General features: G+C 62.5%; 25 protein-coding genes. 8 read left to right on the forward strand and 17 right to left on the reverse strand.

The window, feature by feature from the left end; all coding sequences use genetic code 11:
* The first annotated feature begins 3 nt into the window (after window positions 1-3).
* Window positions 4-879, forward strand: a complete 876-nt coding sequence (locus tag ACYCCG_RS05050; RefSeq protein WP_459669607.1) for a TIGR02285 family protein — start codon at window positions 4-6, stop codon at window positions 877-879.
* A 188-nt stretch (window positions 880-1067) separates the two neighbouring features.
* Here the strand turns inward: ACYCCG_RS05050 and ACYCCG_RS05055 are convergent, their stop codons facing one another.
* The 6 genes from ACYCCG_RS05055 to xerD form a co-directional block, all read right to left on the reverse strand.
* Window positions 1068-1349, reverse strand: a complete 282-nt coding sequence (locus ACYCCG_RS05055) for a DUF3509 domain-containing protein (protein ID WP_459669609.1) — start codon at window positions 1347-1349, stop codon at window positions 1068-1070.
* 79 nt (window positions 1350-1428) lie between these two features.
* The gene (locus ACYCCG_RS05060) at window positions 1429-1848 is read right to left on the reverse strand and encodes an ANTAR domain-containing protein (protein ID WP_209963843.1); all 420 of its coding nucleotides are present in this window, start codon (window positions 1846-1848) and stop codon (window positions 1429-1431) included.
* A 130-nt stretch (window positions 1849-1978) separates the two neighbouring features.
* The gene (thrC, locus tag ACYCCG_RS05065) at window positions 1979-3388 is read right to left on the reverse strand and encodes a threonine synthase (protein WP_010952565.1); all 1410 of its coding nucleotides are present in this window, start codon (window positions 3386-3388) and stop codon (window positions 1979-1981) included.
* 60 nt (window positions 3389-3448) lie between these two features.
* Window positions 3449-4753 (reverse strand): homoserine dehydrogenase, encoded by a 1305-nt coding sequence (locus ACYCCG_RS05070; protein WP_003252157.1) that lies wholly within the window; start codon window positions 4751-4753, stop codon window positions 3449-3451.
* An 83-nt stretch (window positions 4754-4836) separates the two neighbouring features.
* Window positions 4837-5580: a thioredoxin fold domain-containing protein gene (locus ACYCCG_RS05075; protein WP_104962463.1), complete on the reverse strand. Its 744-nt coding sequence runs from the start codon at window positions 5578-5580 to the stop codon at window positions 4837-4839.
* A 153-nt stretch (window positions 5581-5733) separates the two neighbouring features.
* The gene (gene xerD, locus ACYCCG_RS05080) at window positions 5734-6630 is read right to left on the reverse strand and encodes a site-specific tyrosine recombinase XerD (RefSeq protein WP_176682707.1); all 897 of its coding nucleotides are present in this window, start codon (window positions 6628-6630) and stop codon (window positions 5734-5736) included.
* A gap of 68 nt (window positions 6631-6698) precedes the next feature.
* Here xerD and ACYCCG_RS05085 point away from each other — a divergent pair, with 68 nt between their 5' ends.
* On the forward strand, window positions 6699-8504 hold the full coding sequence (locus ACYCCG_RS05085) for a cation:proton antiporter (RefSeq protein ID WP_274147750.1): 1806 nt from the start codon (window positions 6699-6701) through the stop codon (window positions 8502-8504).
* A 3-nt stretch (window positions 8505-8507) separates the two neighbouring features.
* Here ACYCCG_RS05085 and ACYCCG_RS05090 read toward each other — a convergent pair whose 3' ends face one another.
* The 6 genes from ACYCCG_RS05090 to ffh all read right to left on the reverse strand — a co-directional run bounded on the left by ACYCCG_RS05090 (window position 8508) and on the right by ffh (window position 12588).
* On the reverse strand, window positions 8508-8915 hold the full coding sequence (locus tag ACYCCG_RS05090; RefSeq protein ID WP_014592194.1) for an acyl-CoA thioesterase: 408 nt from the start codon (window positions 8913-8915) through the stop codon (window positions 8508-8510).
* A 94-nt stretch (window positions 8916-9009) separates the two neighbouring features.
* Window positions 9010-9360, reverse strand: a complete 351-nt coding sequence (gene rplS / locus ACYCCG_RS05095) for a 50S ribosomal protein L19 (RefSeq protein WP_003252148.1) — start codon at window positions 9358-9360, stop codon at window positions 9010-9012.
* Between the two features lie 42 nt (window positions 9361-9402).
* Complete coding sequence (trmD, locus tag ACYCCG_RS05100; protein ID WP_003252146.1) at window positions 9403-10155, reverse strand: tRNA (guanosine(37)-N1)-methyltransferase TrmD; 753 nt, start codon at window positions 10153-10155, stop codon at window positions 9403-9405.
* A 3-nt stretch (window positions 10156-10158) separates the two neighbouring features.
* A complete protein-coding gene (gene rimM, locus ACYCCG_RS05105; protein ID WP_084850792.1) occupies window positions 10159-10695 on the reverse strand; it encodes a ribosome maturation factor RimM in 537 nt (178 codons plus the stop codon).
* 5 nt (window positions 10696-10700) lie between these two features.
* The gene (gene rpsP / locus ACYCCG_RS05110; RefSeq protein WP_003252142.1) at window positions 10701-10952 is read right to left on the reverse strand and encodes a 30S ribosomal protein S16; all 252 of its coding nucleotides are present in this window, start codon (window positions 10950-10952) and stop codon (window positions 10701-10703) included.
* A 259-nt stretch (window positions 10953-11211) separates the two neighbouring features.
* The gene (gene ffh, locus ACYCCG_RS05115; RefSeq protein ID WP_176682704.1) at window positions 11212-12588 is read right to left on the reverse strand and encodes a signal recognition particle protein; all 1377 of its coding nucleotides are present in this window, start codon (window positions 12586-12588) and stop codon (window positions 11212-11214) included.
* A gap of 311 nt (window positions 12589-12899) precedes the next feature.
* On the opposite strand from ffh, the gene ACYCCG_RS05120 reads away from it, so the two are divergent.
* From ACYCCG_RS05120 to ACYCCG_RS05130, 3 genes are all read left to right on the forward strand, one after another.
* Window positions 12900-13709: a cytochrome C assembly family protein gene (locus ACYCCG_RS05120; RefSeq protein WP_176682703.1), complete on the forward strand. Its 810-nt coding sequence runs from the start codon at window positions 12900-12902 to the stop codon at window positions 13707-13709.
* A gap of 9 nt (window positions 13710-13718) precedes the next feature.
* Window positions 13719-14924 carry a transporter associated domain-containing protein gene (locus ACYCCG_RS05125; RefSeq protein ID WP_176682702.1) on the forward strand — a complete coding sequence of 402 codons (1206 nt, stop codon included), beginning with the start codon at window positions 13719-13721 and terminating at the stop codon, window positions 14922-14924.
* 268 nt (window positions 14925-15192) lie between these two features.
* On the forward strand, window positions 15193-16491 hold the full coding sequence (locus tag ACYCCG_RS05130) for an MFS transporter (RefSeq protein WP_021785713.1): 1299 nt from the start codon (window positions 15193-15195) through the stop codon (window positions 16489-16491).
* A gap of 37 nt (window positions 16492-16528) precedes the next feature.
* Here ACYCCG_RS05130 and purT read toward each other — a convergent pair whose 3' ends face one another.
* From purT to ACYCCG_RS05155, 5 genes are all read right to left on the reverse strand, one after another.
* Window positions 16529-17710 carry a formate-dependent phosphoribosylglycinamide formyltransferase gene (gene purT / locus ACYCCG_RS05135; protein WP_459669618.1) on the reverse strand — a complete coding sequence of 394 codons (1182 nt, stop codon included), beginning with the start codon at window positions 17708-17710 and terminating at the stop codon, window positions 16529-16531.
* Between the two features lie 76 nt (window positions 17711-17786).
* Complete coding sequence (locus ACYCCG_RS05140; protein WP_021785715.1) at window positions 17787-18254, reverse strand: VUT family protein; 468 nt, start codon at window positions 18252-18254, stop codon at window positions 17787-17789.
* Between the two features lie 195 nt (window positions 18255-18449).
* Entirely contained in the window at window positions 18450-18641 is a 192-nt protein-coding gene (locus ACYCCG_RS05145; protein ID WP_459669681.1) for a DUF1289 domain-containing protein, read from the reverse strand.
* A 1-nt stretch (window position 18642) separates the two neighbouring features.
* A complete protein-coding gene (locus ACYCCG_RS05150) occupies window positions 18643-19167 on the reverse strand; it encodes a gamma carbonic anhydrase family protein (RefSeq protein ID WP_103443794.1) in 525 nt (174 codons plus the stop codon).
* Between the two features lie 44 nt (window positions 19168-19211).
* Window positions 19212-19811: a CoA pyrophosphatase gene (locus ACYCCG_RS05155; RefSeq protein ID WP_176682699.1), complete on the reverse strand. Its 600-nt coding sequence runs from the start codon at window positions 19809-19811 to the stop codon at window positions 19212-19214.
* 123 nt (window positions 19812-19934) lie between these two features.
* Here ACYCCG_RS05155 and ACYCCG_RS05160 point away from each other — a divergent pair, with 123 nt between their 5' ends.
* The 3 genes from ACYCCG_RS05160 (at window position 19935) to ACYCCG_RS05170 (ending at window position 22909) form a co-directional block, all read left to right on the forward strand.
* Window positions 19935-20486: an NUDIX hydrolase gene (locus tag ACYCCG_RS05160; protein ID WP_021785719.1), complete on the forward strand. Its 552-nt coding sequence runs from the start codon at window positions 19935-19937 to the stop codon at window positions 20484-20486.
* 22 nt (window positions 20487-20508) lie between these two features.
* The gene (locus ACYCCG_RS05165) at window positions 20509-21063 is read left to right on the forward strand and encodes a L,D-transpeptidase family protein (RefSeq protein ID WP_176682698.1); all 555 of its coding nucleotides are present in this window, start codon (window positions 20509-20511) and stop codon (window positions 21061-21063) included.
* A 160-nt stretch (window positions 21064-21223) separates the two neighbouring features.
* On the forward strand, window positions 21224-22909 hold the full coding sequence (locus ACYCCG_RS05170; RefSeq protein ID WP_459669621.1) for a ShlB/FhaC/HecB family hemolysin secretion/activation protein: 1686 nt from the start codon (window positions 21224-21226) through the stop codon (window positions 22907-22909).
* The last annotated feature ends 6 nt before the right edge of the window (window positions 22910-22915 follow it).

Raw genomic sequence — 22915 nt, forward strand, 5'->3', positions numbered from 1 at the left:
TCCATGTACGCGACCCGCTGCCTACGCCATCTGGTCCTGCTCTGCGGGCTGTTGCCTGCGTTGCTGTTGCAGCCAGCGAACGCCAAGGAGCACCTCTTCTGGCTGGTGCGTGACCTGCCACCGTTCACCATTTTTGATGGCCCGGAAGAAGGCCGGGGGGTGATCGATCAGTTGTTACCGCTGCTGATCAGGCAGATGCCCGAGTACGAACACAGCATCGTGCGGGTCAACCGCGCCCGCAGCCTCCAGATGCTGCAAGACCGTGACACCTTCACCTGCGACCCAACCGTGCTGTGGACCCCGAAACGGGCCGGGTATGTGCATTTTTCCGTCCCATCGCTGGGCGCGCTCAGCGGTGGCCTGGTGTTGCGCAAGGAAAACCAGGCGCTGGTGGCACCCTACCTCGACGGCCAGCAGGTGGACCTGCATGGCCTGCTGAGCAAGGCCCCGCTGAAGCTGGGGGTTGTCGCCGAGCGCAGCTACGGTACGCAAATTGACAGCATCCTGCGCCAGTTGCCCGAAAGCACGCTCAGCCGGCACTACGGCAACGAGGCCACCGCCAACCTGCTGCAGATGCAGCAGCTGGGGCGCCTGCGCCTGGTGCTCGGCTACTGGCCTGAGGTGCGCTACCTGATCCAACAACAAGGCGGGTCACTGGCTGACTACCAGTTTCATACTGTGCAGGGCGTGAAGCGCTACCAGTTTCTGCATGTGGGATGTTCAGATAACGAACGGGGGCGTGCGGCAGTTGCACACATCGACCAGTTGCTGCCTGCCCTGCGCCGGGATGTGTTGCCAGGGTTGTATGCCCGCTGGCTGGACATGGCATTGCGGGAAGACTACCTGAAGGACAGCAGTCTTTTCTTTGAGGACAGATAAGCCCACCCGGCACGCACCGTCGTTGCAGGAGCAGCCTTGGGGGTAAGTGCCCGCCCGGAAAAAGAAACCCCGGGCGCTGGGGAAGACGCCCGGGGCCAAGCGAAAGCCCTTGAGGACTTCCCGTGACAGCCTTGCCAGCGCTGGAGCAAAGCACTGGCTGGCTGCCCCTACACTGTCTGATAAGCCACTCAGGCAAAGGTTCCCTGCGGTTGCTGACGATGCTGCAATGCCGCGATCACACAAGGCTGCAACCGCCCCTCAGCTATCTGCAGGTCTCGGTGCAAGCCGTCCACGAGGTCGATCAGCAGGCGTTGCTCTTGCAATTGGCGCTCGCTGACCGTGCGCTGCAAGGTAATACCTGAGAGGGGATCGTGAACGGTCAGTTGGCGATTACCGCCGGGATCGGCGATGCCGAGGTGGGTCTGATAGGGCGTCAGGGCTTCGTTGAGCAGGCTGCAGATTCTTTCCATCCGGATCACTCGCTGCGTGGTGGGACCTAAAGTGACTGACCAGCAGGCGCCGCATAAAGTTCGTCAAACCGCGCCCGCTTCAGTGAGCATGCGGGGCTGGCGTGACAGTTTGAATACGCGACCCTGGGCGCACCTGCAGTGTTTGCAAGGCATGCTGCAGGCGTGGCATCGACAGCGGCCAGGGCAACTCGTCGAGCACCCACATGCCGCGCTTTCTGGCCTCTTGGGCAAGGTTTTGACGCGTTGGGGCAGGCTGCCCGACGAACAGCAATGCGCGCGCTCGCTGCCGCTGGGCGAATAGGGCAAGGCCGGCCCGGGCTGGCATGGCGTGGTCGAGGATCAGCAGGTCGGGGCGACGCTCAGCACAGAGGCAGGCGTCGAGGTCAGCGATGCTCTCGCTGATGCGTACGTTGAAGACGCCTTGGCCGTTGAGGGCCTGATGCAAGAGGATCTGGTGGGATGGGCGAGCCTGGTGGATCAACACATAGGGCTGGTGCATGAGCCGCTCCTGGTGGGAGGACCGGCTAATTTATGCTTGAAGCTCGGCGGGCCGAATAGGATGTTTCTGATAGGCCTGAGGGAAAAGGCTGAGACGTCGGGGCCGCTCTGCAGCCCCAAACGCAATGCTATTACAGCGGCTTGCCGCGGTTGCCGTGCTGGCTGACAAAGCCCTGTACAGCCTTCAGGTCATTGGCCAGTACCGTGCAACGCTCTTCACGGCTGAACAGGTCGCTGAGGTGTGCGGGTAGCTCCAGCGCCTTGCCCACACCGGCCTTCTCCACCGCTTCCGGGAACTTGACCGGGTGCGCGGTACCCAACACCACCATTGGCGTGTCCAGGCTGCGGCGGCACTCGCGGGCAGCCTTGACGCCGATTGCGGTATGCGGGTCGAGAACTTCACCGGTGGCGGCGAACACTTCTGCGATGGTCTCGCAGGTTTGCTCGTCGCTGACAGCCAGCGAGTCGAACAGTTTGCGGGCTTCGGTCCAGCGGTCTTGCTCGACGCTGAAGCCGCCACCTTGCTTGAAGTTGGCCATCAGCTCGGCAATCGCACCGCCGTTGCGGCCATGCAGGTCGAACAGCAGGCGCTCGAAGTTGGACGAGACCATGATGTCCATCGACGGCGACAGGGTGGCGTGCAGGGTTTCCTTGACGTACTGGTTGCCGCTCATGAAGCGGTGCAGGATGTCGTTGCGGTTGGTGGCGACGATCAATTGGCTGACCGGCAGGCCCATGTTGCGCGCCAGGTAGCCGGCGAAGATGTCGCCGAAGTTGCCGGTTGGTACCGAGAACGCCACCGAGCGCGCCGGGCCACCCAGCTGCAGGGCTGCATGGAAGTAGTAGACGATCTGGGCCATGATCCGCGCCCAGTTGATCGAGTTGACGGCGACCAGGCGGGTGCCCTTGAGGAACGACTGGTCGGCGAAACTGGCCTTGACCATTTCCTGGCAATCGTCGAAGTTGCCTTCGATGGCGATGTTGTGGATGTTGTCGCCAAAGATGGTAGTCATCTGGCGGCGCTGCACTTCCGACACACGCTGGTGCGGGTGCAGGATGAAGATGTCGACGTTGTCGCAACGGCGGCAGCCTTCGATTGCGGCGGAACCGGTATCACCGCTGGTGGCACCGATGATGACCACGCGCTCGTTGCGCTTGGCCAGCACATGGTCCAGCAGGCGGCCGAGCAACTGCAGGGCAAAGTCCTTGAACGCCAGGGTCGGGCCGTGGAACAGTTCCAGCACCCACTCGTTGCTGTTCAGTTGACGCAACGGGGCGACCGCGGCGTGGGCGAACTCGCCGTAGGTTTCTTCGAGGATCTTCTTGAAGTCGGCGTCGGCGATGCTGCCTTCGACGAACGGGCGCATCACGCGGAAGGCCAGCTCGTGGTAAGGCAGGCCTGCCCACGAGGCGATTTCTTCCTGGGTGAAGCGTGGCAGGTTTTCCGGCACGTAGAGGCCGCCGTCGCTGGCCAGGCCAGCCAGCAGCACGTCTTCGAAATTGAGGGCCGGTGCCTGGCCGCGGGTACTGATATAGCGCATGGGTGCAAACCTTCGATGCTGGGGCCGGGGCCGCGCAGGCGGCCCGTCGGCAAATACTTGTTAGTTGAGCTGTTCGACGCGAATGCGCACAACCTTGCCGACCACGTCCTGCAGGGCTTCCAGAGCGACGATGGCATCATTGATACGCTGCTCGACCACGCCATGGGTCACCAGGATCATTGGCACCAGGCCATCCTGTTCCTCGGCTTCCTTCTGCATGATCGACTCGATGTTGATACCACGCTCCGAGAGGATGCTGGCGACCTGGGCCAGTACGCCCGGGTGATCCTTGGCCTGGATGCGCAGGTAGTAGGCGCTTTCGCAGGCTTCGATCGGCAGGATCGGGTGGGCCGACAGCGAGTCTGGCTGGAAGGCCAGGTGCGGCACGCGGTTTTCCGGGTCGGAGGTCATGGCACGGACCACGTCGACCAGGTCGCCGACCACTGACGAAGCGGTAGGCTCCATACCCGCGCCGGCACCGTAGTACAGGGTGGAGCCTGCAGCATCACCGTTGACCATGACAGCGTTCATCACGCCGTTGACGTTGGCGATCAGGCGGTCGGCCGGGATCAGCGTCGGGTGCACGCGCAGCTCGATACCTTCGGCGGTGCGACGCGCCACGCCCAGGTGCTTGATGCGGTAGCCCAGGGCCTCGGCGTAGTTCACGTCTGCCGTTGTCAGCTGGGTGATACCTTCGGTGTAGGCCTTGTCGAACTGCAGCGGGATACCGAACGCGATGGACGCCAGGATCGTCAGCTTGTGCGCAGCGTCGATGCCTTCTACGTCAAAGGTCGGGTCGGCTTCTGCGTAGCCCAGCGCCTGAGCTTCGGCCAGCACGTCCGGGAAGGCACGGCCCTTCTCACGCATTTCGGTGAGGATGAAGTTGCCGGTGCCGTTGATGATGCCAGCCAGCCAGTTGATGCGGTTGGCCGACAGGCCTTCGCGAATGGCCTTGATCACCGGGATGCCACCGGCTACGGCCGCCTCGAACGCGACAATCACACCCTTCTCGCGGGCTTTGGCGAAGATTTCGTTGCCATGCACGGCAATCAGCGCCTTGTTGGCGGTGACCACGTGCTTGCCGTTTTCGATGGCCTTCAGCACCAGGTCGCGGGCGATGGTATAGCCACCGATCAGCTCGATGACAATGTCGATCTCCGGGTTGCTTGCAACTTCGAACACGTCAGCGGTAATGGGGGTACCGGTAATCTGGCAGTTCGGGTTCTGCGAGCGCATGGCGATCTGTGCCACTTCAATACCGCGCCCGGCACGGCGGGCAATCTCCTCGGCGTTGCGCTGAAGTACATTGAAGGTTCCGCCACCGACGGTCCCCAACCCACAGATGCCTACTTTGACCGGTTTCACTGTGAACTCCCCATTGAACGGCCGACACGTTTGCCGACCGTGAAACTTGCCGTCACCCCATGACGACGGCGTACTGAACTGAATTACTTGGCAAGTGCCAGCTTGGCGACCTGCGGTGCCGGCTGGTAGCCAGGAATGACCTGGCCGCTTTCAAGAACAATGGCCGGCGTGCCGTTGACCCCGATCGACTGACCCAGCTGGAACTGCTTGCTGACCGGGTTGGTGCACTTGGCGGCCTTGATTTCTTTACCTTCGACCATTTTGTCCATCGCCCCACGGCGGTCACTGGAGCACCACACCGCCTGCAACTGCTGGTCACCCGACGAACCGAGGCCCTGGCGCGGGAAGGCGACATAGCGCACTTCGATACCGCGACGGTTCAACTCGGGCACTTCGGCGTGCAGCTTGTGGCAGTACGGGCAGGTGGTGTCGGTGAACACGGTGATGTGCGACTTGGTCTCGCCCTTGGCAGGATAAACCACCATCTCGGCGGCTGGAATGCCGTTGATGAGTTTGGCGATACCTTGGCGTTCGGCTTTCTCGGTGAGATTGACCGGCTTGCCGTCCTGGATCTGGAACAGGTAGCCCTGCATCACGAACTGACCGTCGGCGCTGGCGTACAGCACGCGCCCGCCCTGCAGCTTGACTTCATACAGGCCATTGAGCGGGCTGCTGGCCACGCTTTCCACGGGCACTTCCAGTTCGAGGTTCTGCAACGATTTACGGATGGCCTGCTCCGCACCGGCGTTGCTATCGGTTGCCGCGGCAACGGCAAAGGTACTGGCCAGCGCCAACGCGGCGGCGGCGAAAAACTGGGTCACGCGCATGGGAACTCCTGAAGGCGGACAGGGGCCGGAGGGCGCCACCTGCGGAAAATACGCGGTGACCGTGCGGCCCGTGGTGCAAACCGCTCAAGCCTACCACATCACGCTGCCAGTGAAGGGGCTCGCAAGGACCGGTCGGCGGAACATGAGTAACATTCATCCACGCGGATGGTGCTGGGCGTGCAACTGCTGCAGCCGGGCCTTGGCGACGTGGGTATAGATCTGCGTGGTCGACAGGTCACTGTGCCCCAGCAGCATCTGCACCACACGCAAGTCGGCACCATGGTTGAGCAGGTGGGTGGCGAAGGCATGCCGCAGGGTGTGTGGCGACAGCGGCTTGTCGATGCCGGCAACCCGTGCGTGGTGCTTGATACGGTGCCAGAAGGTCTGGCGGGTCATCTGCTCGCCGCGCTGGCTGGGGAACAGCACATCGCTGGGACGGCCATTGAGCAGTTCGGCGCGCCCATCGCGCTGGTAGCGCTCCAGCCACACTACCGCCTCTTCCCCCATAGGCACCAGGCGTTCCTTGCTGCCCTTGCCCATCACCCGCAGCACACCCTGGCGCAGGTTGACCTGGTCGAGGGTCAGGCTGACCAGTTCGGTGACCCGAAGGCCGCAAGCGTAGAGCACTTCGAGCATGGCACGGTCGCGCTGGCCAATGGCTTCGCCCAGGTCCGGAGCCTGCAGCAAGGCTTCGACGTCGGCTTCAGACAGCGACTTGGGTAGCGGCTTGCCCAATTGCGGCATGTCGACCTGCAGGGTCGGGTCGATCGCCACCAGCTTTTCCCGCAGCAGGTAACGGAAGAAACCGCGCAAACCAGACAGGAAACGCGCCGTGGAACGTGGCTTGTAACCTTGATCCAGGCGCCAGGCCAGGTGATCGAGGATCAGGTCGCGGCCGGCGTCTGGCAGCGATACCGAACGCTCCTGCAACCAGCCATTGAACAGGGCCAGGTCGCTACGGTAGGACACGCGGGTGTTGTCGGACAGGCCTTTTTCCAGCCATAAGGCGTCAAGGAACTGGTCGATCAAGGGGTGGTCGAGGGCGGGCATGAAATCTCGGTGGCAAACGACGAAATGGCGCTTAGTCTTTCATAACAACGCCGGCATAGGGAGCCCGCATGAACGAACAGCAGATCCTTCTGAGCATGGGCGGCATCGGCGCCGCAGCGCTCGCCTGCCAGTGGCTGGCCTGGCGCCTGAAGCTGCCGGCGATTCTGTTTCTGTTGTTGGCCGGGATCCTTGCCGGCCCAGCGCTGGGATGGCTCGACCCCGAGGCGCTGTTCGGCCCATTGCTGATGCCGCTGGTGTCGCTGGCGGTGGCGCTGATTCTGTTCGAAGGCAGCCTGACCCTGCACCTGTCCCAGTGGCGCGAGATCGGCAGCGTGGTGCATCGCCTGGTCACGGTGGGCGCACTGGTCACCTGGCTGGTGATTGCACTGGCAACCCACTGGCTGCTCGGGTTCGACTGGCCGCTGGCGATTCTCTTCGGCACCCTGACCCTGGTGACCGGCCCAACGGTGATCGTGCCCATGCTGCGCGTGGTGCGGCCAAAGGCAGCGATCGCGAACATCCTGCGCTGGGAAGGGATCATGATCGACCCGATCGGCGCGCTGCTCGCTGTGGTGGTATACAGCTTCATCATCGCCAGCGCCGAGGGTAACGGCCTGAGCCAGAGCCTTATCACCTTCGCCGGTGTGCTCTTCTGCGGTACCGCTCTGGGCGCGGCTGGGGGCTGGCTGCTGGGGCAAATCATGCGCGAACAGTGGCTACCAGAATACCTGCACAACCTCGCGTCACTGGCGGCGGTACTGGGTATTTTCATCGCCGCCAACCAGATCATGCACGAGTCCGGGCTGCTGGCAGTGACCGTGATGGGGATGTGGCTGGCCAACATGCGCGGGGTTGATGTGCGACAGATCCTGCACTTCAAGGAAAACCTCAGTGTGCTGCTGATTTCCGGCCTGTTCATCCTGCTGGCTGCACGCCTTGACCTGCATGCCCTGCTAGGCCTTGGCCCTGCCGTCCTGGCACTGTTGCTGGTGATCCAACTGCTGGCACGCCCGCTCAGCGTCTGGCTGGCCACATTGGGCTCGACACTCAACTGGCGGGAGCGCGCGCTGCTGGCCTGGATTGCTCCACGCGGCATCGTTGCCGCAGCCGTTTCAGCCATTTTTGCCATCCGTCTGCACCAGGCCGGCCACCAGGATGCCTTGCTGCTGGTACCGTTGACCTTCGCGGTAATCATCGGCACGGTAGTACTGCAAAGCGCCACAGCCAGGTCGCTGGCACGCTTGCTCAAGGTTGCCGAACCGGCTCCCAGCGGGTTTCTCATCGTCGGTGCCAACGAGCCGGCCCGGGCCATCGCCAAAACCCTCCAGCAATTGGGCTGCCGGGTTTTGCTGACGGACTCCAGCTGGGAAAACATCCGCGCCGCGCGTATGGACGGGCTCACGACCTATTTTGGCAACCCGGCCTCGCAGCATGCCGACGCCCATCTGGACCTGGTCGGCCTCGGGCACTTGCTGGGCCTCTCTCCTGCCGGCGAAATCAATGCCTTGGCCTGCGCCAGGTTCCGTCATGATTTCGGGCACAGCCGGCTGTTCGTGCTTGCCAGTGGCCTGGAAAAACAACGTAGCGACAAGCATCGGGCGGCCGAAGAGCACCGCGGGCATCTATTGGGGGCCAAGCCGATGACCTATCTGCAACTGGCCAACCGCATGCATCAGGGCGCCGAGCTGTACAGTACCAACCTGACCGAAGGCTTTGGCTGGGACGCCTACCAGGCGCTGCATGGCGAGCGTGCACACTTGCTGTTCGCGCGCGATGATCATGGCTGGGTCCATGTAGCCAGCCCTGACAACCCGTTGCAGCCGCAACCGGGATGGACCTTGGTGGCATTGATCGAGCGAGCACCGGAGCCGTGATACTCAGGCGCCTGGAAGCACGGGCACCGGGCGCTTGTCCTCGTCGATGGCGACGAAGCTGAACACCCCATGGATCGCCCGGTCACGGCCATCCAGGTACATGTTCTCGACAAACACATCCACCTGCACCTGCAAGCTGGTATTGCCGACCTTGATCACCGTACCCACCAGCTCGACGATCGAGCCCGCCGGAATCGGGTGCTTGAAATCGATGCGGTCGGTAGACACGGTCACCAGCGGCAGGCGACAAAAGCGCGTGGCAGCGATGAACGACACTTCGTCCATCCAGGCCAGGGCGGTGCCGCCGAACAGGGTGTTGTGGTGGTTGGTGGTATTGGGGAACACCGCCTTGGTCACGCGGGTCACCGACAGTTCGGTGCGGCGCTGGATTTCCTGGTCTCGGGTCGTCATGGCATTCACATTTTCGGGGATTCAAAACGCAAAAAAGCAGCCCGAAGGCTGCTTCTTTCTCGCTAGGCGGCCTCGGCCACCGGGCAAACTGCACTCAGGACAGTTTTTCCTTGATGCGAGCGGCTTTGCCGGACAGGTCGCGCAGGTAGTACAGCTTGGCTTTACGCACGTCACCACGACGTTTCACGGCCAGGCTGTCGATTTGCGGGCTGTAGGTCTGGAAGGTACGCTCTACGCCAACGCCGCTGGAGATCTTGCGCACGGTGAAGGCGCTGTTCAGACCGCGGTTACGCTTGGCGATAACGACGCCTTCGAACGCCTGCAGACGGGAACGCTCACCTTCCTTCACTTTAACCTGAACGACAACGGTGTCGCCTGGTGCGAAGGTCGGGATTTCCTTGCTCATCTGCTCGGCTTCGAGCTGCTGGATGATCTTGTTGGTCATGCTGTGCTCCTAAGATGGATACGCGATCCACCATCGATACGTTTAACTATCGTCCCGCTCGCGGAGATATTCCTCGAGCAGCTTCTTCTCTTCTCCAGAAAGCGAGCGACTTTCCAGAAGATCGGCGCGTCGTTCGAAGGTCCTACCAAGGGACTGCTTCATCCTCCAACGCCGGATGTGTGCATGGTTGCCACTTAGCAACACGTCGGGAACACGCTGATCCGCATACACCTCAGGCCGGGTGTAGTGCGGGCAATCGAGCAGACCGTCGGTGAAGGAATCTTCTTCCGCCGAGTCCACATGCCCTAAAGCTCCGGGCAGCAGCCGCGTAACCGCATCGATCAGTACCATGGCCGGCAGCTCGCCACCGGAAAGCACATAGTCGCCAATCGACCACTCCTCATCGACATGAGCCTCGATAAAGCGCTCGTCGATGCCTTCATAACGACCGGCGATCAGGATCAACGATTCCTGTTCGGCCAGGCCTTTGACCGCCTGCTGAGTCAGCTTGCGGCCTTGTGGCGAAAGGTAGATCACCTTCGCCGCTGCTCCGGTCGCCTGCCTGGCGCTAACCAGGGCGTCTTCCAGAGGCTTGATTTTCATCACCATGCCCGGACCACCGCCAAACGGCCGATCATCTACCGTGTGGTGACGATCTGTGGTGTAGTCCCGCGGGTTCCAGCAAGTCACCTGAAGCAACCCCTGTTTCACCGCGCGGCTGGTAATGCCGTACTCCGTGATGGCCGAGAACATCTCGGGGAACAACGTGATGACGTCTACGCGAAGGTTACCCATCGTTTAGAAGTCCGCGTCCCATTCGACCCGCATCACGCCTGCTTCGAGGTCGATTGCCAGCACACATTGCTCCGTATAGGGCAACAGACGCTCGCGATCATCCAGGCTGCCTGCGCAGGGCTTGACCACCATTACATCGTTCGCACCGGTCTCCAACAGGTGATCGACCTTGCCGAACAGTTGTTCGTCCTGGTTGATGACCTTCAGACCTACCAACTGGTACCAGTAGTACTCGTCGGCAGCCAGGTTGGGCAAAAGGCTCCGCGGGATGCAGATTTCGTAACCGCTCAGAAGACGGGCTTCATCACGATCCTCGAGACCTTTCAGCTTCACGACCAGGCCCTTTTGGGAGCCACGACCGCTGACCAGCTCGACCTGCTTTACCTTGCCTTCGTGCCGAAGCGTCCAGCGCGGATAATCCAACAGGTTTTCAATCGGATCGGTAAAGGAATACACCTTCACCTCGCCGCGAACGCCGTGAACCGAAAAAATCTTGCCAACGACGATGAGGTCGTCAGCCTTTTCTGGCGTCGCGTTCATACTATTCAGGCAGCGGCCTTGGCAGCTTCCTTCAGCAGCTGAGCAACACGCTCAGACGGCTGTGCACCCTGGCTCAGCCAGTAGGTGACGCGCTCTTGGTTGACCGACAGCTTGACTTCGGCGCCAGCAGCGATCGGGTTGAAGAAACCTACGCGCTCAACGAAACGGCCGTCACGGGCGTTACGCGAGTTGGTCACGGTCAGGTGGTAGAATGGGCGCTTTTTCGAGCCGCCACGGGCCAGACGAATGGTTACCATGTGAACATCGTTCCTATAGTCGGTGCTGCAGTTGATACAGCAGCTGGTACTGCAAATCTGAATGCCAAATAGGCACACGGGTGCCCAAAAGGCCGCATATTCTCGGGGAATACACGGACATTTGCAAATGACTTTTTCGGCAAGACCTCGCCCTGCCGTCCAGATTTGCCGGTTGCGCCGCGAAATTCGCGGCCGTTGCCCCGCTACAGCGGGGATTCTGGGCGCTTGCCAGACAAAAGGCAGGCACCCGGATCAGGGGTTACAGCTTTGGCATGCCGCCACCTGGCAGCATCCCACCGAGGCCGCGCATCATCTTGGCCATGCCGCCTTTGGCAGAAAACTTCTTCATCATCTTCTGCATCTGCTTGTGCTGCTTGATCAGCCGCCCGATGTCCTGCACCTGGGTACCGGAACCCAATGCAATACGGCGCTTGCGCGAACCGCTGATCAGGTCAGGGTCACGGCGCTCGGCCGGGGTCATGGAGTTGATGATCGCTTCCATCTGCTTGAACTGCTTTTCGGCCGCGCCTTGGGCGTTGCCCATTTGTGAGAGGTTGACCCCACCGATGCTCGGCAGCTTGTCCATCAGGCCGCCGAGGCCGCCCATGTTCTTCATTTGCTGCAACTGGTCGCGGAAGTCTTCGAGGTCGAAGCCCTTGCCCTTCTTCAGCTTCTTGGCCAGCTTGTCGGCCTTGGCCTTGTCGATGGTCTGCTCGGCCTGCTCGATCAGGCTGAGCACGTCGCCCATGCCGAGGATGCGCGAAGCGACGCGGTCGGGGTGGAACGGCTCGAGTGCCTCGGTCTTCTCACCCATACCGATGAACTTGATCGGCTTGCCGGTGATTGCACGGACCGACAGCGCGGCACCGCCACGGGCGTCACCGTCGACCTTGGTCAGCACCACACCGGTCAGCGGCAGCGCCTCGCCAAACGCCTTGGCGGTGTTGGCGGCGTCCTGGCCGGTCATGGCGTCGACCACGAACAGCGTCTCGACCGGTTTGACGGCCGCGTGCAGCGCCTTGATCTCGTCCATCATGTCGGCGTCGATGTGCAGACGGCCGGCGGTGTCGACGATGACCACGTCGATGAACTTCAGCTTGGCTTCACGGATGGCAGCTTCGGCGATGGCCACCGGTTTCTGGCTGATATCGGACGGGAAGAAGGTGACGCCAATATCGTTGGCCAGTGTTTCCAACTGCTTGATCGCCGCAGGGCGATAGACGTCGGCAGATACCACCATCACACTCTTTTTCTTGCGCTCTTTAAGGAAGCGCGCAAGCTTGCCGGCGGTGGTGGTCTTACCGGCGCCCTGCAGGCCCGCCATCAGTACGACAGCAGGCGGGGCGGCGTTCAGTGCGAGGTCTTCGTTGGCCGCGCCCATCAGGCTTTCCAGCTCGGCCTGGACGATCTTCACGAAGGCCTGGCCCGGGGTCAGGCTGCGCGACACCTCGGTACCGACCGCACGATCCTTGACGCTGTTGACGAAATCCTTGACTACCGGCAGGGCGACGTCGGCCTCGAGCAGGGCCATGCGCACTTCGCGCAGCGTGTCCTTGATGTTGTCTTCGGTCAGCTTGGCCTTGCCGGTGACATGGCGCAGCGTCTGTGACAGGCGGTCGGTCAGGTTTTCGAACATGGTGATCCTTTCAGGCCCAGTAAAGCCGAGGTTTGTCAGGTGCCAGGGGGGAACTACCCACCCGCCGGGCACAGCAAGGCGGCGATTATAGCGAAGTGCAGCGGCGACGCACACCTTGGTAGATATTCGGTGGCTGTGCTGGCCTCTTCGCGGGCCCGCCCGCTCCCACAGGATCCTCACTGCTTGCAGGCCTGCGCCATACCTGCGGAAGCGGGCGTGCCCGCGAATGCCCTGACACAAGCCTTCAGTCTTCCTTGATCAGCGGAATCTATGCCAAACTCCGTCTCTTTAAGGCTCGCCAACCAGGACTTATGGTCTCCTCTCCCAGCCTCATCCCCAACCTGATCGCTGCCGGCCTATATATAGCGGCGGCCATCTACCAGGGCTCATACCTGTCCCAGGGCCGCAAGGCCGACAAGCGCCTGCTTGGCCTGCTGGGTGTCATCGCGGTCCTGGCCCAGGCCGGCGCACTGTTCTTCCAGCTGATCACCCCGCTGGGCCTGAGCCTGGACTTCTTCAGCGCCGCCAGCCTGATCGCCGTGGCCGTCATCTCCCTGACCCTGCTGGCCTGCCTGCGCATACCCGTGGAAAACCTGTTGGTGCTACTGTTCCCGCTGGGTGCGGTGACCGCGCTGCTGGCCCAGTTCGCACCACCCGGCACGGTACCGCTGATCAACGAAGAACCCGGCATCCTTGCGCACATCCTGTTGTCGATCCTGGCCTACGGGCTGTTCACCATCGCGGTGTTCCAGTCGCTGCTGTTGCTGCTGCAGGACCGCCAATTGAAGAACAAGCACCCGTCCGGGCTGATCCGTAACTTCCCGCCACTGCAAACCATGGAAAGCCTGCTGTTCGGCTTCCTCTGGGCCGGCTGGTGCCTGCTGTCGCTGTCGCTGATCTCCGGCTGGCTGTTCCTCGACAACCTGTTCGCCCAGCACCTGGTGCACAAGACCTTGCTGGCCTGTGTCGCCTGGGTGGTGTTCAGCGTGCTGCTGTGGGGCCGCACCCGCCTGGGTTGGCGAGGCCACATGGCCATCCGCTGGACACTGGCCGGTTTCTGCCTGCTGATGCTGGCCTATTTCGGCAGCAAGCTGGTTCGCGAATTCATCTTGCATATCTGACGGCCGCCCATGGATACCCTGCCGTACGCACCGCTATTCGGCACTCTGGCACTGGCCCTTTTGTGGTCAGCGCTGTTCACCGCAGTGGATGCTGCCCGCCTGCAGCTCAATGGCGCACTGCGCGCCGGCGAAGACGGCCAGCCCGTACTGCCAGCCCAGGCCTTGGTGCTGTGCGCCAGCCTGGGCAAGCTGCTGGTACTGGGGCTGGCCTGCCTGGTCGGCCAGCGCCAGAGTGGCGAGCACGGCTTCTGGCTGGCAGGCCTGGCCGCCACCCTTGCCTTGCTGGTTTTTGCCGAATACCTGCCGCGACGCCTGGCCCGGCGTAACCCGCAGGCGTTCGTGAGCCTTGGCGCCAGCCTGCTGAAAGTGCCCCTCGCACTGCTGCAGCCACTGGCCTGCCTGCTGGACGGCACCGCCAAGCTGATTTTGCGCCCGTTCCGTGCACAGCCCACAGCGGTGGCCCTGCACACGCAGGATAGCGATGACTTCGATGAGGATGAACAGCACGAAGCGCCTCGCCATGGCCTGCTCGACGGCCTGCAATCGCTGGACAAGATCACCGTCAACGACATCCTGGTGCCGCGCAACGAAGTGGATGGCATCAACCTCGACGAGCCGATCGAGCGCATCATCGAGCAGTTGATCGTCAGCCGCCACACCCGCCTGCCGGTCTACCACAACGATATCAACCAGGTCGAAGCGATCCTCAACACCAAGCTGATCAGCCACCTCTTGCCCAAGGCCGGGCTGACCCTCGAAGCGCTGCACGGCGCCTGCTACGAGCCCTATTTCGTACCGGAAAGCACGCCCCTGCAAATGCAGTTGTTGAACTTCCACAAGCAACAACGCCGCTTGGGCGTGGTAGTGGACGAGTACGGCGAAGTACTGGGTATCGTCACCCTGGAAGACATTCTCGAAGAGATCGTCGGCGAGTTCGAGGACGAGCAAAGCCTGGATAACCCGCATGTCCACCCGCAGCCCGATGGCACCTTCGTCATCGATGGCACCGCTTCGTTACGCGAAATCAACCGCACCCTGGGCTGGCACCTACCCTGCGACGGCGGGCCGAAAACCCTCAACGGGCTGGTGACCGAAGCGCTGGAAAGCATCCCGGAAAGCGCTGTTTGCCTGAAGATAGGCCGCTATCGCCTGGAAATCCTTGAAACAGAGGACAATTGTGCCAGCAAGGTACTGGTGTGGACCGTGACCCGATAGCTATACTCGGGTCACGCTTACCCAGCCCCGCCGTCACGCCTGCTACCCGCACCCGGCGCTCCACGGCCAGTCCGCTCCACTGATACGCCCTGCGGTCCTGCGTCAATACCCCGAACAGTACCCGCCCCGCCCCTACCCCCCCTTGGGCCATCGTCAGTCGGGCGCACACAACGAAACGCTCCGGCGTCCGCGTAACCGTGCCTTTTACATGGCAAGCCATCGCGGGCCAAGCCCATGGAGCCGGACCAGACTGTCAGGGACTTACTCAATGACAAGCAGTACTTACGCCCAAGCGCCTGCCGCGCCAGTCAACTCGCCTGCGCGGGTAGCCACTGCCAGCTTCATCGGCACCGCCATCGAGTTCTATGATTTCTATGTCTACGCCACCGCCGCAGCCCTGGTGATCGGCCCGGTGTTCTTCCCGTCCGGGTCGGGCACCGCGCAAATGCTGGCCGCCTTCCTCACCTTCGGTATCGCCTTCCTCGCCCGCCCACTGGGCTCGGCATTGTTCGGCCATTTTGGCGACCGCATCGGCCGCAAGTCGACGCTGGTTGCCTCGCTGCTGCTGATGGGCGTATCCACCACCGCCATCGGCGTGCTGCCGGGCTATGACAGCATTGGCGTGTGGGCGCCGATCATTCTCTGCCTGCTGCGCTTTGGCCAAGGCCTGGGCCTGGGCGGCGAATGGGGTGGAGCGGCCCTGCTGGCCACCGAAAACGCTCCGGAAGGCAAGCGTGCCTGGTTCGGCATGTTCCCACAGTTGGGCCCTTCAATCGGTTTCCTGGCTGCCAACGGCCTGTTCCTGACTCTGGCCCTGGTGCTCAGCGACGAGCAGTTCCGCGAGTGGGGCTGGCGCATTCCGTTCCTGCTCAGCGCCGCACTGGTACTGGTTGGTCTGTATGTGCGCCTGAAGCTCGAAGAGAGCCCGGTGTTTGCCAAGGCCGTTGCCCGCCACGAGCGGGTGAAAATGCCGGTGGTCGACCTGTTCTCCAAATACTGGCTGCCAACCCTGCTGGGCGCTGCGGCCATGGTGGTGTGCTATGCACTGTTCTACATTTCCACGGTGTTCTCGTTGAGCTACGGCGTGACCACACTGGGCTACAGCCGCGAAACGTTCCTTGGCCTGCTGTGCTTCGCGGTGGTGTTCATGGCCCTGGCCACACCATTGTCGGCCTGGCTCAGTGACCGTTACGGGCGCAAGCCGGTACTGATCGTCGGCGGCCTGCTGGCGATAGCGTCGGGCTTTACCATGGAGCCACTGCTGACTTCGGGATCGACCACGGGTGTGGCGCTGTTCCTGGCCATCGAGCTGTTCCTGATGGGCGTGACCTTTGCGCCGATGGGGGCACTGCTGCCAGAGCTGTTCCCGACTCACGTGCGGTATACCGGTGCCTCGGCGGCGTATAACCTGGGCGGTATCGTCGGCGCCTCGGCGGCTCCGTTCTTTGCCCAGAAGCTGGTGAGCATGGGCGGGTTGAGCTGGGTGGGGGGCTATGTGTCGGTAGCGGCGGTGATCAGCCTGATTGCCGTGCTGTGCCTGAAAGAGACGCGCAATACCGCGCTGTAAGCCACTGGGGCCGCTTTGCGGCCCCAGCACTCTCGGATCAGAACTCGACCTTGACCGCCTGCGAAGCACGGGTCGCCTTGGCCCGCGCCAGTTCGACCGATTCGTCACGCGCCAGGCACACACCCATGCGGCGGGTGCCATTGATTTCCGGCTTGCCGAACAGGCGAATGGCGGTATCCGGCTCGCTCAGCGCTGCGCCCAGGTTGGCGAAGCTGGCCTGTTGGGACTGGCCTTCGGGCAAGATCACTGCCGAGGCCGACGGGCCGAACTGACGCACCACCGGAATCGGCAGGCCGAGAATGGCGCGGGCATGCAGGGCAAATTGCGACAGGTCCTGGGAAATCAGGGTGACCAGACCGGTGTCATGCGGGCGCGGCGACACTTCACTGAACCACACCTGGTCGCCCTTCACGAACAGTTCTACACCAAACAGGCCGCGACCGCCGAGGGCATCGGTGACCGCCTTGGCCACGCGCTGCGATTCGGCCAACGCCTTCGGGCTCATGGCCTGTGGCTGCCAGGACTCCTGGTAATCGCCCTTCTCCTGACGGTGGCCGACGGGCTCGAGGAAGGTGGTGCCGCCCACGTGGCGCACGGTCAGCAGGGTGATTTCATATTCGAAGTCGATGAAACCCTCGACGATCACCCGGCCCTTGCCAGCGCGGCCGCCTTCCTGGGCATAGTCCCACGACGTCTGCAGGTCAGCATCGCTGCGCAGCAGGCTCTGGCCCTTGCCCGACGAGCTCATCACCGGTTTGACCACGCACGGGTAACCCAGGTCGGCTACGGCCTTGGCGTAGTCTTCATAGGTGTCGGCGAAGTGGTACGGCGAGGTTGGCAGGTCCAGCTCTTCGGCAGCCAGGCGGCGGATGCCTTCGCGGTTCATGGTCAACTGGGTGGCGCGGGCGGTCGGCACCACGGTGAAACCTTCGTTTTCCAGCTCGACCAGGGTGGCGGTGGCGATGGCTTCGATTTCCGGAACGATGTAATGCGGCTTCTCGGCTTCGATCACCGCGCGCAGGGCAACGCCATCGAGCATATTGATCACATGGCTGCGGTGCGCCACCTGCATTGCCGGAGCATTGGCGTACCGGTCGACGGCGATTACTTCGACGCCCAGGCGCTGCAGTTCGATTACCACTTCCTTGCCCAGCTCGCCACAGCCGCAGAGCAGTACACGGGTCGCGGTAGGCGACAATGGGGTTCCGATACGGGTCATTTCAGGTCCTCGAAGGCATCCGGGGCCGCACCAGGCTAGGCGCCACCCGCTGAAAAAGGACCGCTATTCTACACCATCAACCGGCGACGGCGGCCCGCCGGGCACGAAATGCCATGGCCAGCCACACCGCCGTTACACCGGCGAACTTCGAGGCCATCGCGGTGCCGATCACTGCCGGGGTCAGAGCGCCGATCATGCCGAAGAAAATGAAGGTATCCACCGGGATGCTCAGCGCCGAGCTGAGCCACAGGCGGTCGCGCAACGGCCGACGGGTGATGCTGAACACCAGCCAGTCAATCAGTTCGGAAATGAAAAATGCGCTGGCGCTGGCCAGCGCGATCGCCGGCTCCGAAGTGACGTAGGACAGCACCAGTGCCACCAGCATGGCGAACAGGGCGCCATGACCGAAACGGGTCTGTACCATGTCGCGCAGGATAAACACCAGGCCGCCCCAGGCGGACCAGATGATGTCCAGGTGCGGGGCACTGGAGAAAGCGTAGTTGATCAGTACTACGCTGCTGATGTAGGCAATCAGATAGAACATGGCGGGCAGTCTGTGGGCAAGCCGCACAGATTACCGCTGGGCCGTTCGCGGGTAAACCCGCTCCCACAGATGTTGTGAGGCCCGAAAGGCTGACGCTGTACCTGTGGGAGCGGGCGTGCCCGCGAAGCTGCCACTGCGGTGCATGGCACCGGCTTCGCCGGTGTTCGCCGGCACGCCCGCCCCCACAGGTTCGCGTCAGGCCTGCAAGATGAGGCCGGCTTCTACTGCCCGTTCATGGCAACGCTTGAGCACCGCCCGACGCTCATCATTGCCCATCCGCCCCCAGCGACCAATCTCCGCCACGGTACGCTGGCAGCCGGTGCAGATATCCTGCTCGTCCAGCGCACAAATGCTCACACACGGCGAAGCCACCGGCCGCTCGACCACTTCACTCATCATCAACCACCAGATCCCGCGCATAGCGCTGGGCATTGTGCACGTAATGTGCGGCACTGGCTTCAAGCATGCGCTTCTGCTGCTCGGTCAGTTCGCGTACCACCTTGCCCGGCGAGCCCATCACCAGCGAACCATCCGGGATTTCCTTGCCCTCGGCAATCAGTGCGTTGGCGCCGATGATGCAGTGTTTGCCGATGCGCGCACCATTGAGGATCACTGCGTTGATACCGACCAGGCTGAAGTCGCCCACCGTGCAGCCATGCAACATGGCGTTGTGGCCAACGGTCACGCCCTTGCCCAACGTCAGTGGCGAGCCCATGTCAGTGTGCATCACCGTGCCATCCTGCACGTTGCTGCCTTCGCCGATATCGATCAGCTCGTTATCCCCGCGCAACACCGCGCCAAACCACACACTGGCATTGGCTTGCAGGCGCACGCTGCCAATGAGCGTGGCGTTGGGTGCGGTCCAACTGGTGGGGTGGCTCTCGACCCGCAGGTCACCCAGGCGATATTTCATGCTTATTCCTCAGGCTGCGACGCAGACGGCGGGTCAGGCCCCGCTCAATTTTTGATGTAACGCTCCGGCGGCTGATGCAGGCTGATACCGGCATCGAACAGCAGGTTGACCAACTCGACGATCATGATCGCCGACAACCCCCAGATCTTGTATTCGCCATAGCGATAGCTTGGCACGAACCAGCTACGGCCCTGGTAATCGATACGGTGGGTATGGTCACGCGGGTCCTGGCGGAAGAACTCCAGCGGCACGGTGAACACTGCCGCAATCTCGGCATCATTGGCGCGATATTCGACGAAGTCGGGAATAAGCCCGACGAATGGCGTCACTTTCAGGCCATGTAGCGAGATCAGTGGACTGAGCGGGCCAATCACCTCCACCAGGCCAGGGGGCAGGCCTATTTCTTCTTCAGCCTCGCGCAGGGCAGTAAACACCAGGTCCGGGTCTTCCGGGTCCCGACGGCCACCGGGAAAGGCCACTTCACCACCGTGGGTAGACAGACCCTTGGCGCGCAGGGTCAAAACCAGTTCGGGCGCTTCGCTGCGGGTAATGGGCAAGAGGACCGCCGCTTCAGGGAACCGTCTGTCGGTTTCCAATGACGCGGGTTGGTGGTTGCTCATTCGGCGAAGTAGCTCGTCCAGCATTGCGCACGCTCGTATCCAGGTCCTGTGTTGCATGATGCACCAAAGCCGCGAAGCACCCAAGCCCCAGCGCTTGCGGCGGCACGGTGGCCGCGCCAAGATAGCCTTGAACATAAGGAACCACACATGAAATTCTGCAGCGCGTGCGGCCAACCGGTCACTCAGCAGATCCCCGAGGGCGACAGCCGCCTGCGGTACGTCTGCGGCTCTTGCCAGACCATCCACTACCAGAACCCCAACATCGTGGCCGGTGTGCTGCCGACCTGGGGTAGCCAGGTGTTGCTGTGCCGCCGCGCCATCGAACCGCGCCGGGGCTTCTGGACCCTGCCCGCCGGTTTCATGGAAAACGGCGAAACCCTCGACCAGGCCGCGCGTCGCGAAACCGTCGAGGAAGCCTGCGCCCGGGTCGGGCCGACATCCCTGTACCAGCTGTTCGATCTACCGCACATCAGCCAGGTGCATGTGTTCTTTCGCGCCGAGTTGGCGGACCTGGACTTTGCCGTCGGTGTGGAAAGCCTGGAGGTACGCCTGTTCGAAGAACATGAGATACCGTGGGACGAGCTGGCTTTCCGCACCGTCACCCGCACACTAGAATGCTACTATCGCGACCGCATCGGCCAGCACTACCCCATAGGCCATGAATACCTGCCGCCGATGAACGTGTCGCCACACACCTAAAAGCCTTCAGGGATACTGTTCCATGCGCTGGTTGCTTGCCTTCTTCTGCCTTTGCGTTACCTCGGTGTCCCAGGCGGCCTTCACCGAAACCATCATCCGCAAGCCCGTGCCGGCAGCGCAATCCCCATCGCCTTCGCAGCAAGCCATGCAACCGTTGATCGACAAGGTGCTGGTGATCAAGTCCGAGCGCCGGCTGCAGCTGATCAGCCGTGGCGAGCCGCTGAAAACCTACCGCATCTCGCTGGGCAAGCAGCCCAAGGGTGCCAAGGAACGCGAAGGCGACAAGAAAACCCCAGAGGGCTTGTACTGGCTGGACTGGCGCAAGCAGAGCGACCGCTTCAACCTGGCCATGCACATCAACTATCCGAACATCAGCGATGCCGCCCGCGCGACCCGGGCAGGGGTGAATGCCGGCAGCATGATCATGATTCACGGCACGCCGATCAACGATGAATACCCGGAATGGTACTTCCATACCCTGGACTGGACGGATGGTTGCATCGCCATGCGCAACCGCGACATGCAGGAAGTGTGGGATCTGGTACGGGATGGAACGCTGATCGAGATCCGGCCTTGATATAGAGCCTTCCGGTAAAGGTTGTAGGAACCTTCCCACCGTTTTGCGAGAACCTGCCTTACAGGTGCTTAGGCAGGGTACTGCATCCAGGCGAATGACTTAATTTTTAGCATCCACGCAGACGAGTACGAAAACCGTACATCATTTGCGGGGTGCTTCAATGCCGTGCCTGATTCACCGCATCGCCCATTGGCTGTCGGCCGGTTGCCTTTCTGGCTTGCTGTCCATCCCCCAGGTGCTGGCCGACGACCCTGCCAGCCAGCAGCTGCGCGATCAACAGCAGGGGCTGCGGCAGCTGGAGCAACAGCAGCGGCTGGAACGCTGGCAGCGTATACCCGCCCCGGTTGAACCGACCAACACCACCACTTCCCGCCGCCCGCACGACGATCACTGCTGGGCAGTCGATGGCGTGCGCGTGGCTGGCATGCACCGGCTTTCGAGCTCGGCACTGGCGCCGACGCTCCGTGCTTTCACACCTGCCTGCATGGGCATCGCCGACATCAACCGGCTGCTCAAAGCCATCACCCAACGCTATGTTCAAGCCGGCTACCCAACCAGCCGACCCTACCTGCGGCAGCCCCCAGAAGAGGGCATGCCGCTGGACATCGTCATTGTCGAAGGTTTTGTCGAAACCATCGAACTGGCAGGCCCCGACTTGCCGTTGTCCCTCTCCAGCGCCTTCCCTGGCCTGCTCGGGCAGCCACTGTACCTGCCCGACCTTGAGCAAGGCCTGGACCAGCTCAACCGCCTACGCGCCTATGAGCTGGGCGCCACCCTGCTGCCCGGCGAACTGCAGGGCGGCACCCGCGCGGTCGTGCAGCCAGGCAAGGTTGGTTCACGCTGGCACCTGGACAGCCGCTTCGACAACCGGGGCAGCGAGCTGACCGGCCGCCACCGCCTCAACCTCGGTATTGGCCTGGACAGCCCGCTTGGCCTCAATGATGAGCTGCGCCTGTCGTTGACCCGTACGGTGCTCGATACGCCCGGCCAAAGCCAAGGCATATCGCTGTACTACAGCATCCCCTATGGCGCCTGGACCTTTGCCCTCAGCGCCAGCCAGCTAAGTTATCAAGCCCCCCTCCCCTACAGCGACAAGGCTGCCGACGGCAGCAGCAGCTATCAGGGCCTGAGTATCGAGCGGGTATTGTGGCGCAACCAGCAAGGCATGCTCAGCGCCAGCGCCCGGCTGGACCGCAAGCAACTGGTCAACCGCAGCGCAGGCGCGGTTATCGTCCAGCAGAGCCCGACGCTGACCACGGTAGAGGCCGGCATCAACCTGCTGTGGCTCGAGAGTGGCTTGTGGAACGGCTACTTCGGCGTTGCCCAAGGCATTGACGCATTGGGTGCCGACCGTTCGCCACTAGGTGCTCAACGCCTGCGCCCGGACTTTCGCAAGTACCGCGCCAACCTGCTGCACCTGCGTCAAGGTCCGGCACCCAGCCCTTGGCGCTGGCAGAGCGAGCTGGCCATGCAGTACAGCAGCGACCCGTTACCTGCCGTCGAACAACTGCTGGTCAGCGACGATTCGGCTGTCCGTGGCTTTCGTCTGCACACTTACTCCGGTGCCAGCAGCGCCGTCTGGCGCAATACGTTCAGCCAAGCGCTGCCACTGACCTGGGCCCACCCCTTCGAGATACGCCCCTACATCGGCCTGGACCAGGGCTGGGTTCGTACCGCCGAAGGCAAACCGTCACAGCGCCTGGCCGGGGCCGCCGCAGGGTTGGAACTGAGCCTGCCCGGCAGCCGCTTGCGCCTGGACTACCAACGCGCCTTGTACACCAGCGACCTGCCCCGCCCGCGGCTGGAGCCCGGCTTCTGGGTGCTGGACTGGACCCTGAACATCTGATTCACC

This window comes from Pseudomonas sp. VEM90, assembly GCF_054611535.1.

Coding starts and splice junctions, on each gene's coding strand:
- ACYCCG_RS05050 (WP_459669607.1), top strand. CDS start 4: ATGTACGCGACCCGCTGCCTACGCCATCTGGTCCTGCTCTGCGGGCTG.
- ACYCCG_RS05055 (WP_459669609.1), bottom strand. CDS start 1,349: ATGGAAAGAATCTGCAGCCTGCTCAACGAAGCCCTGACGCCCTATCAG.
- ACYCCG_RS05060 (WP_209963843.1), bottom strand. CDS start 1,848: ATGCACCAGCCCTATGTGTTGATCCACCAGGCTCGCCCATCCCACCAG.
- thrC (WP_010952565.1), bottom strand. CDS start 3,388: ATGCGCTATATCAGTACCCGCGGCCAGGCACCGGCCCTCAATTTCGAA.
- ACYCCG_RS05075 (WP_104962463.1), bottom strand. CDS start 5,580: ATGCGCGTGACCCAGTTTTTCGCCGCCGCCGCGTTGGCGCTGGCCAGT.
- xerD (WP_176682707.1), bottom strand. CDS start 6,630: ATGCCCGCCCTCGACCACCCCTTGATCGACCAGTTCCTTGACGCCTTA.
- ACYCCG_RS05085 (WP_274147750.1), top strand. CDS start 6,699: ATGAACGAACAGCAGATCCTTCTGAGCATGGGCGGCATCGGCGCCGCA.
- ACYCCG_RS05090 (WP_014592194.1), bottom strand. CDS start 8,915: ATGACGACCCGAGACCAGGAAATCCAGCGCCGCACCGAACTGTCGGTG.
- rplS (WP_003252148.1), bottom strand. CDS start 9,360: ATGACCAACAAGATCATCCAGCAGCTCGAAGCCGAGCAGATGAGCAAG.
- trmD (WP_003252146.1), bottom strand. CDS start 10,155: ATGGGTAACCTTCGCGTAGACGTCATCACGTTGTTCCCCGAGATGTTC.
- rimM (WP_084850792.1), bottom strand. CDS start 10,695: ATGAACGCGACGCCAGAAAAGGCTGACGACCTCATCGTCGTTGGCAAG.
- rpsP (WP_003252142.1), bottom strand. CDS start 10,952: ATGGTAACCATTCGTCTGGCCCGTGGCGGCTCGAAAAAGCGCCCATTC.
- ffh (WP_176682704.1), bottom strand. CDS start 12,588: ATGTTCGAAAACCTGACCGACCGCCTGTCACAGACGCTGCGCCATGTC.
- ACYCCG_RS05120 (WP_176682703.1), top strand. CDS start 12,900: ATGGTCTCCTCTCCCAGCCTCATCCCCAACCTGATCGCTGCCGGCCTA.
- ACYCCG_RS05125 (WP_176682702.1), top strand. CDS start 13,719: ATGGATACCCTGCCGTACGCACCGCTATTCGGCACTCTGGCACTGGCC.
- ACYCCG_RS05130 (WP_021785713.1), top strand. CDS start 15,193: ATGACAAGCAGTACTTACGCCCAAGCGCCTGCCGCGCCAGTCAACTCG.
- purT (WP_459669618.1), bottom strand. CDS start 17,710: ATGACCCGTATCGGAACCCCATTGTCGCCTACCGCGACCCGTGTACTG.
- ACYCCG_RS05140 (WP_021785715.1), bottom strand. CDS start 18,254: ATGTTCTATCTGATTGCCTACATCAGCAGCGTAGTACTGATCAACTAC.
- ACYCCG_RS05150 (WP_103443794.1), bottom strand. CDS start 19,167: ATGAAATATCGCCTGGGTGACCTGCGGGTCGAGAGCCACCCCACCAGT.
- ACYCCG_RS05155 (WP_176682699.1), bottom strand. CDS start 19,811: ATGCTGGACGAGCTACTTCGCCGAATGAGCAACCACCAACCCGCGTCA.
- ACYCCG_RS05160 (WP_021785719.1), top strand. CDS start 19,935: ATGAAATTCTGCAGCGCGTGCGGCCAACCGGTCACTCAGCAGATCCCC.
- ACYCCG_RS05165 (WP_176682698.1), top strand. CDS start 20,509: ATGCGCTGGTTGCTTGCCTTCTTCTGCCTTTGCGTTACCTCGGTGTCC.
- ACYCCG_RS05170 (WP_459669621.1), top strand. CDS start 21,224: ATGCCGTGCCTGATTCACCGCATCGCCCATTGGCTGTCGGCCGGTTGC.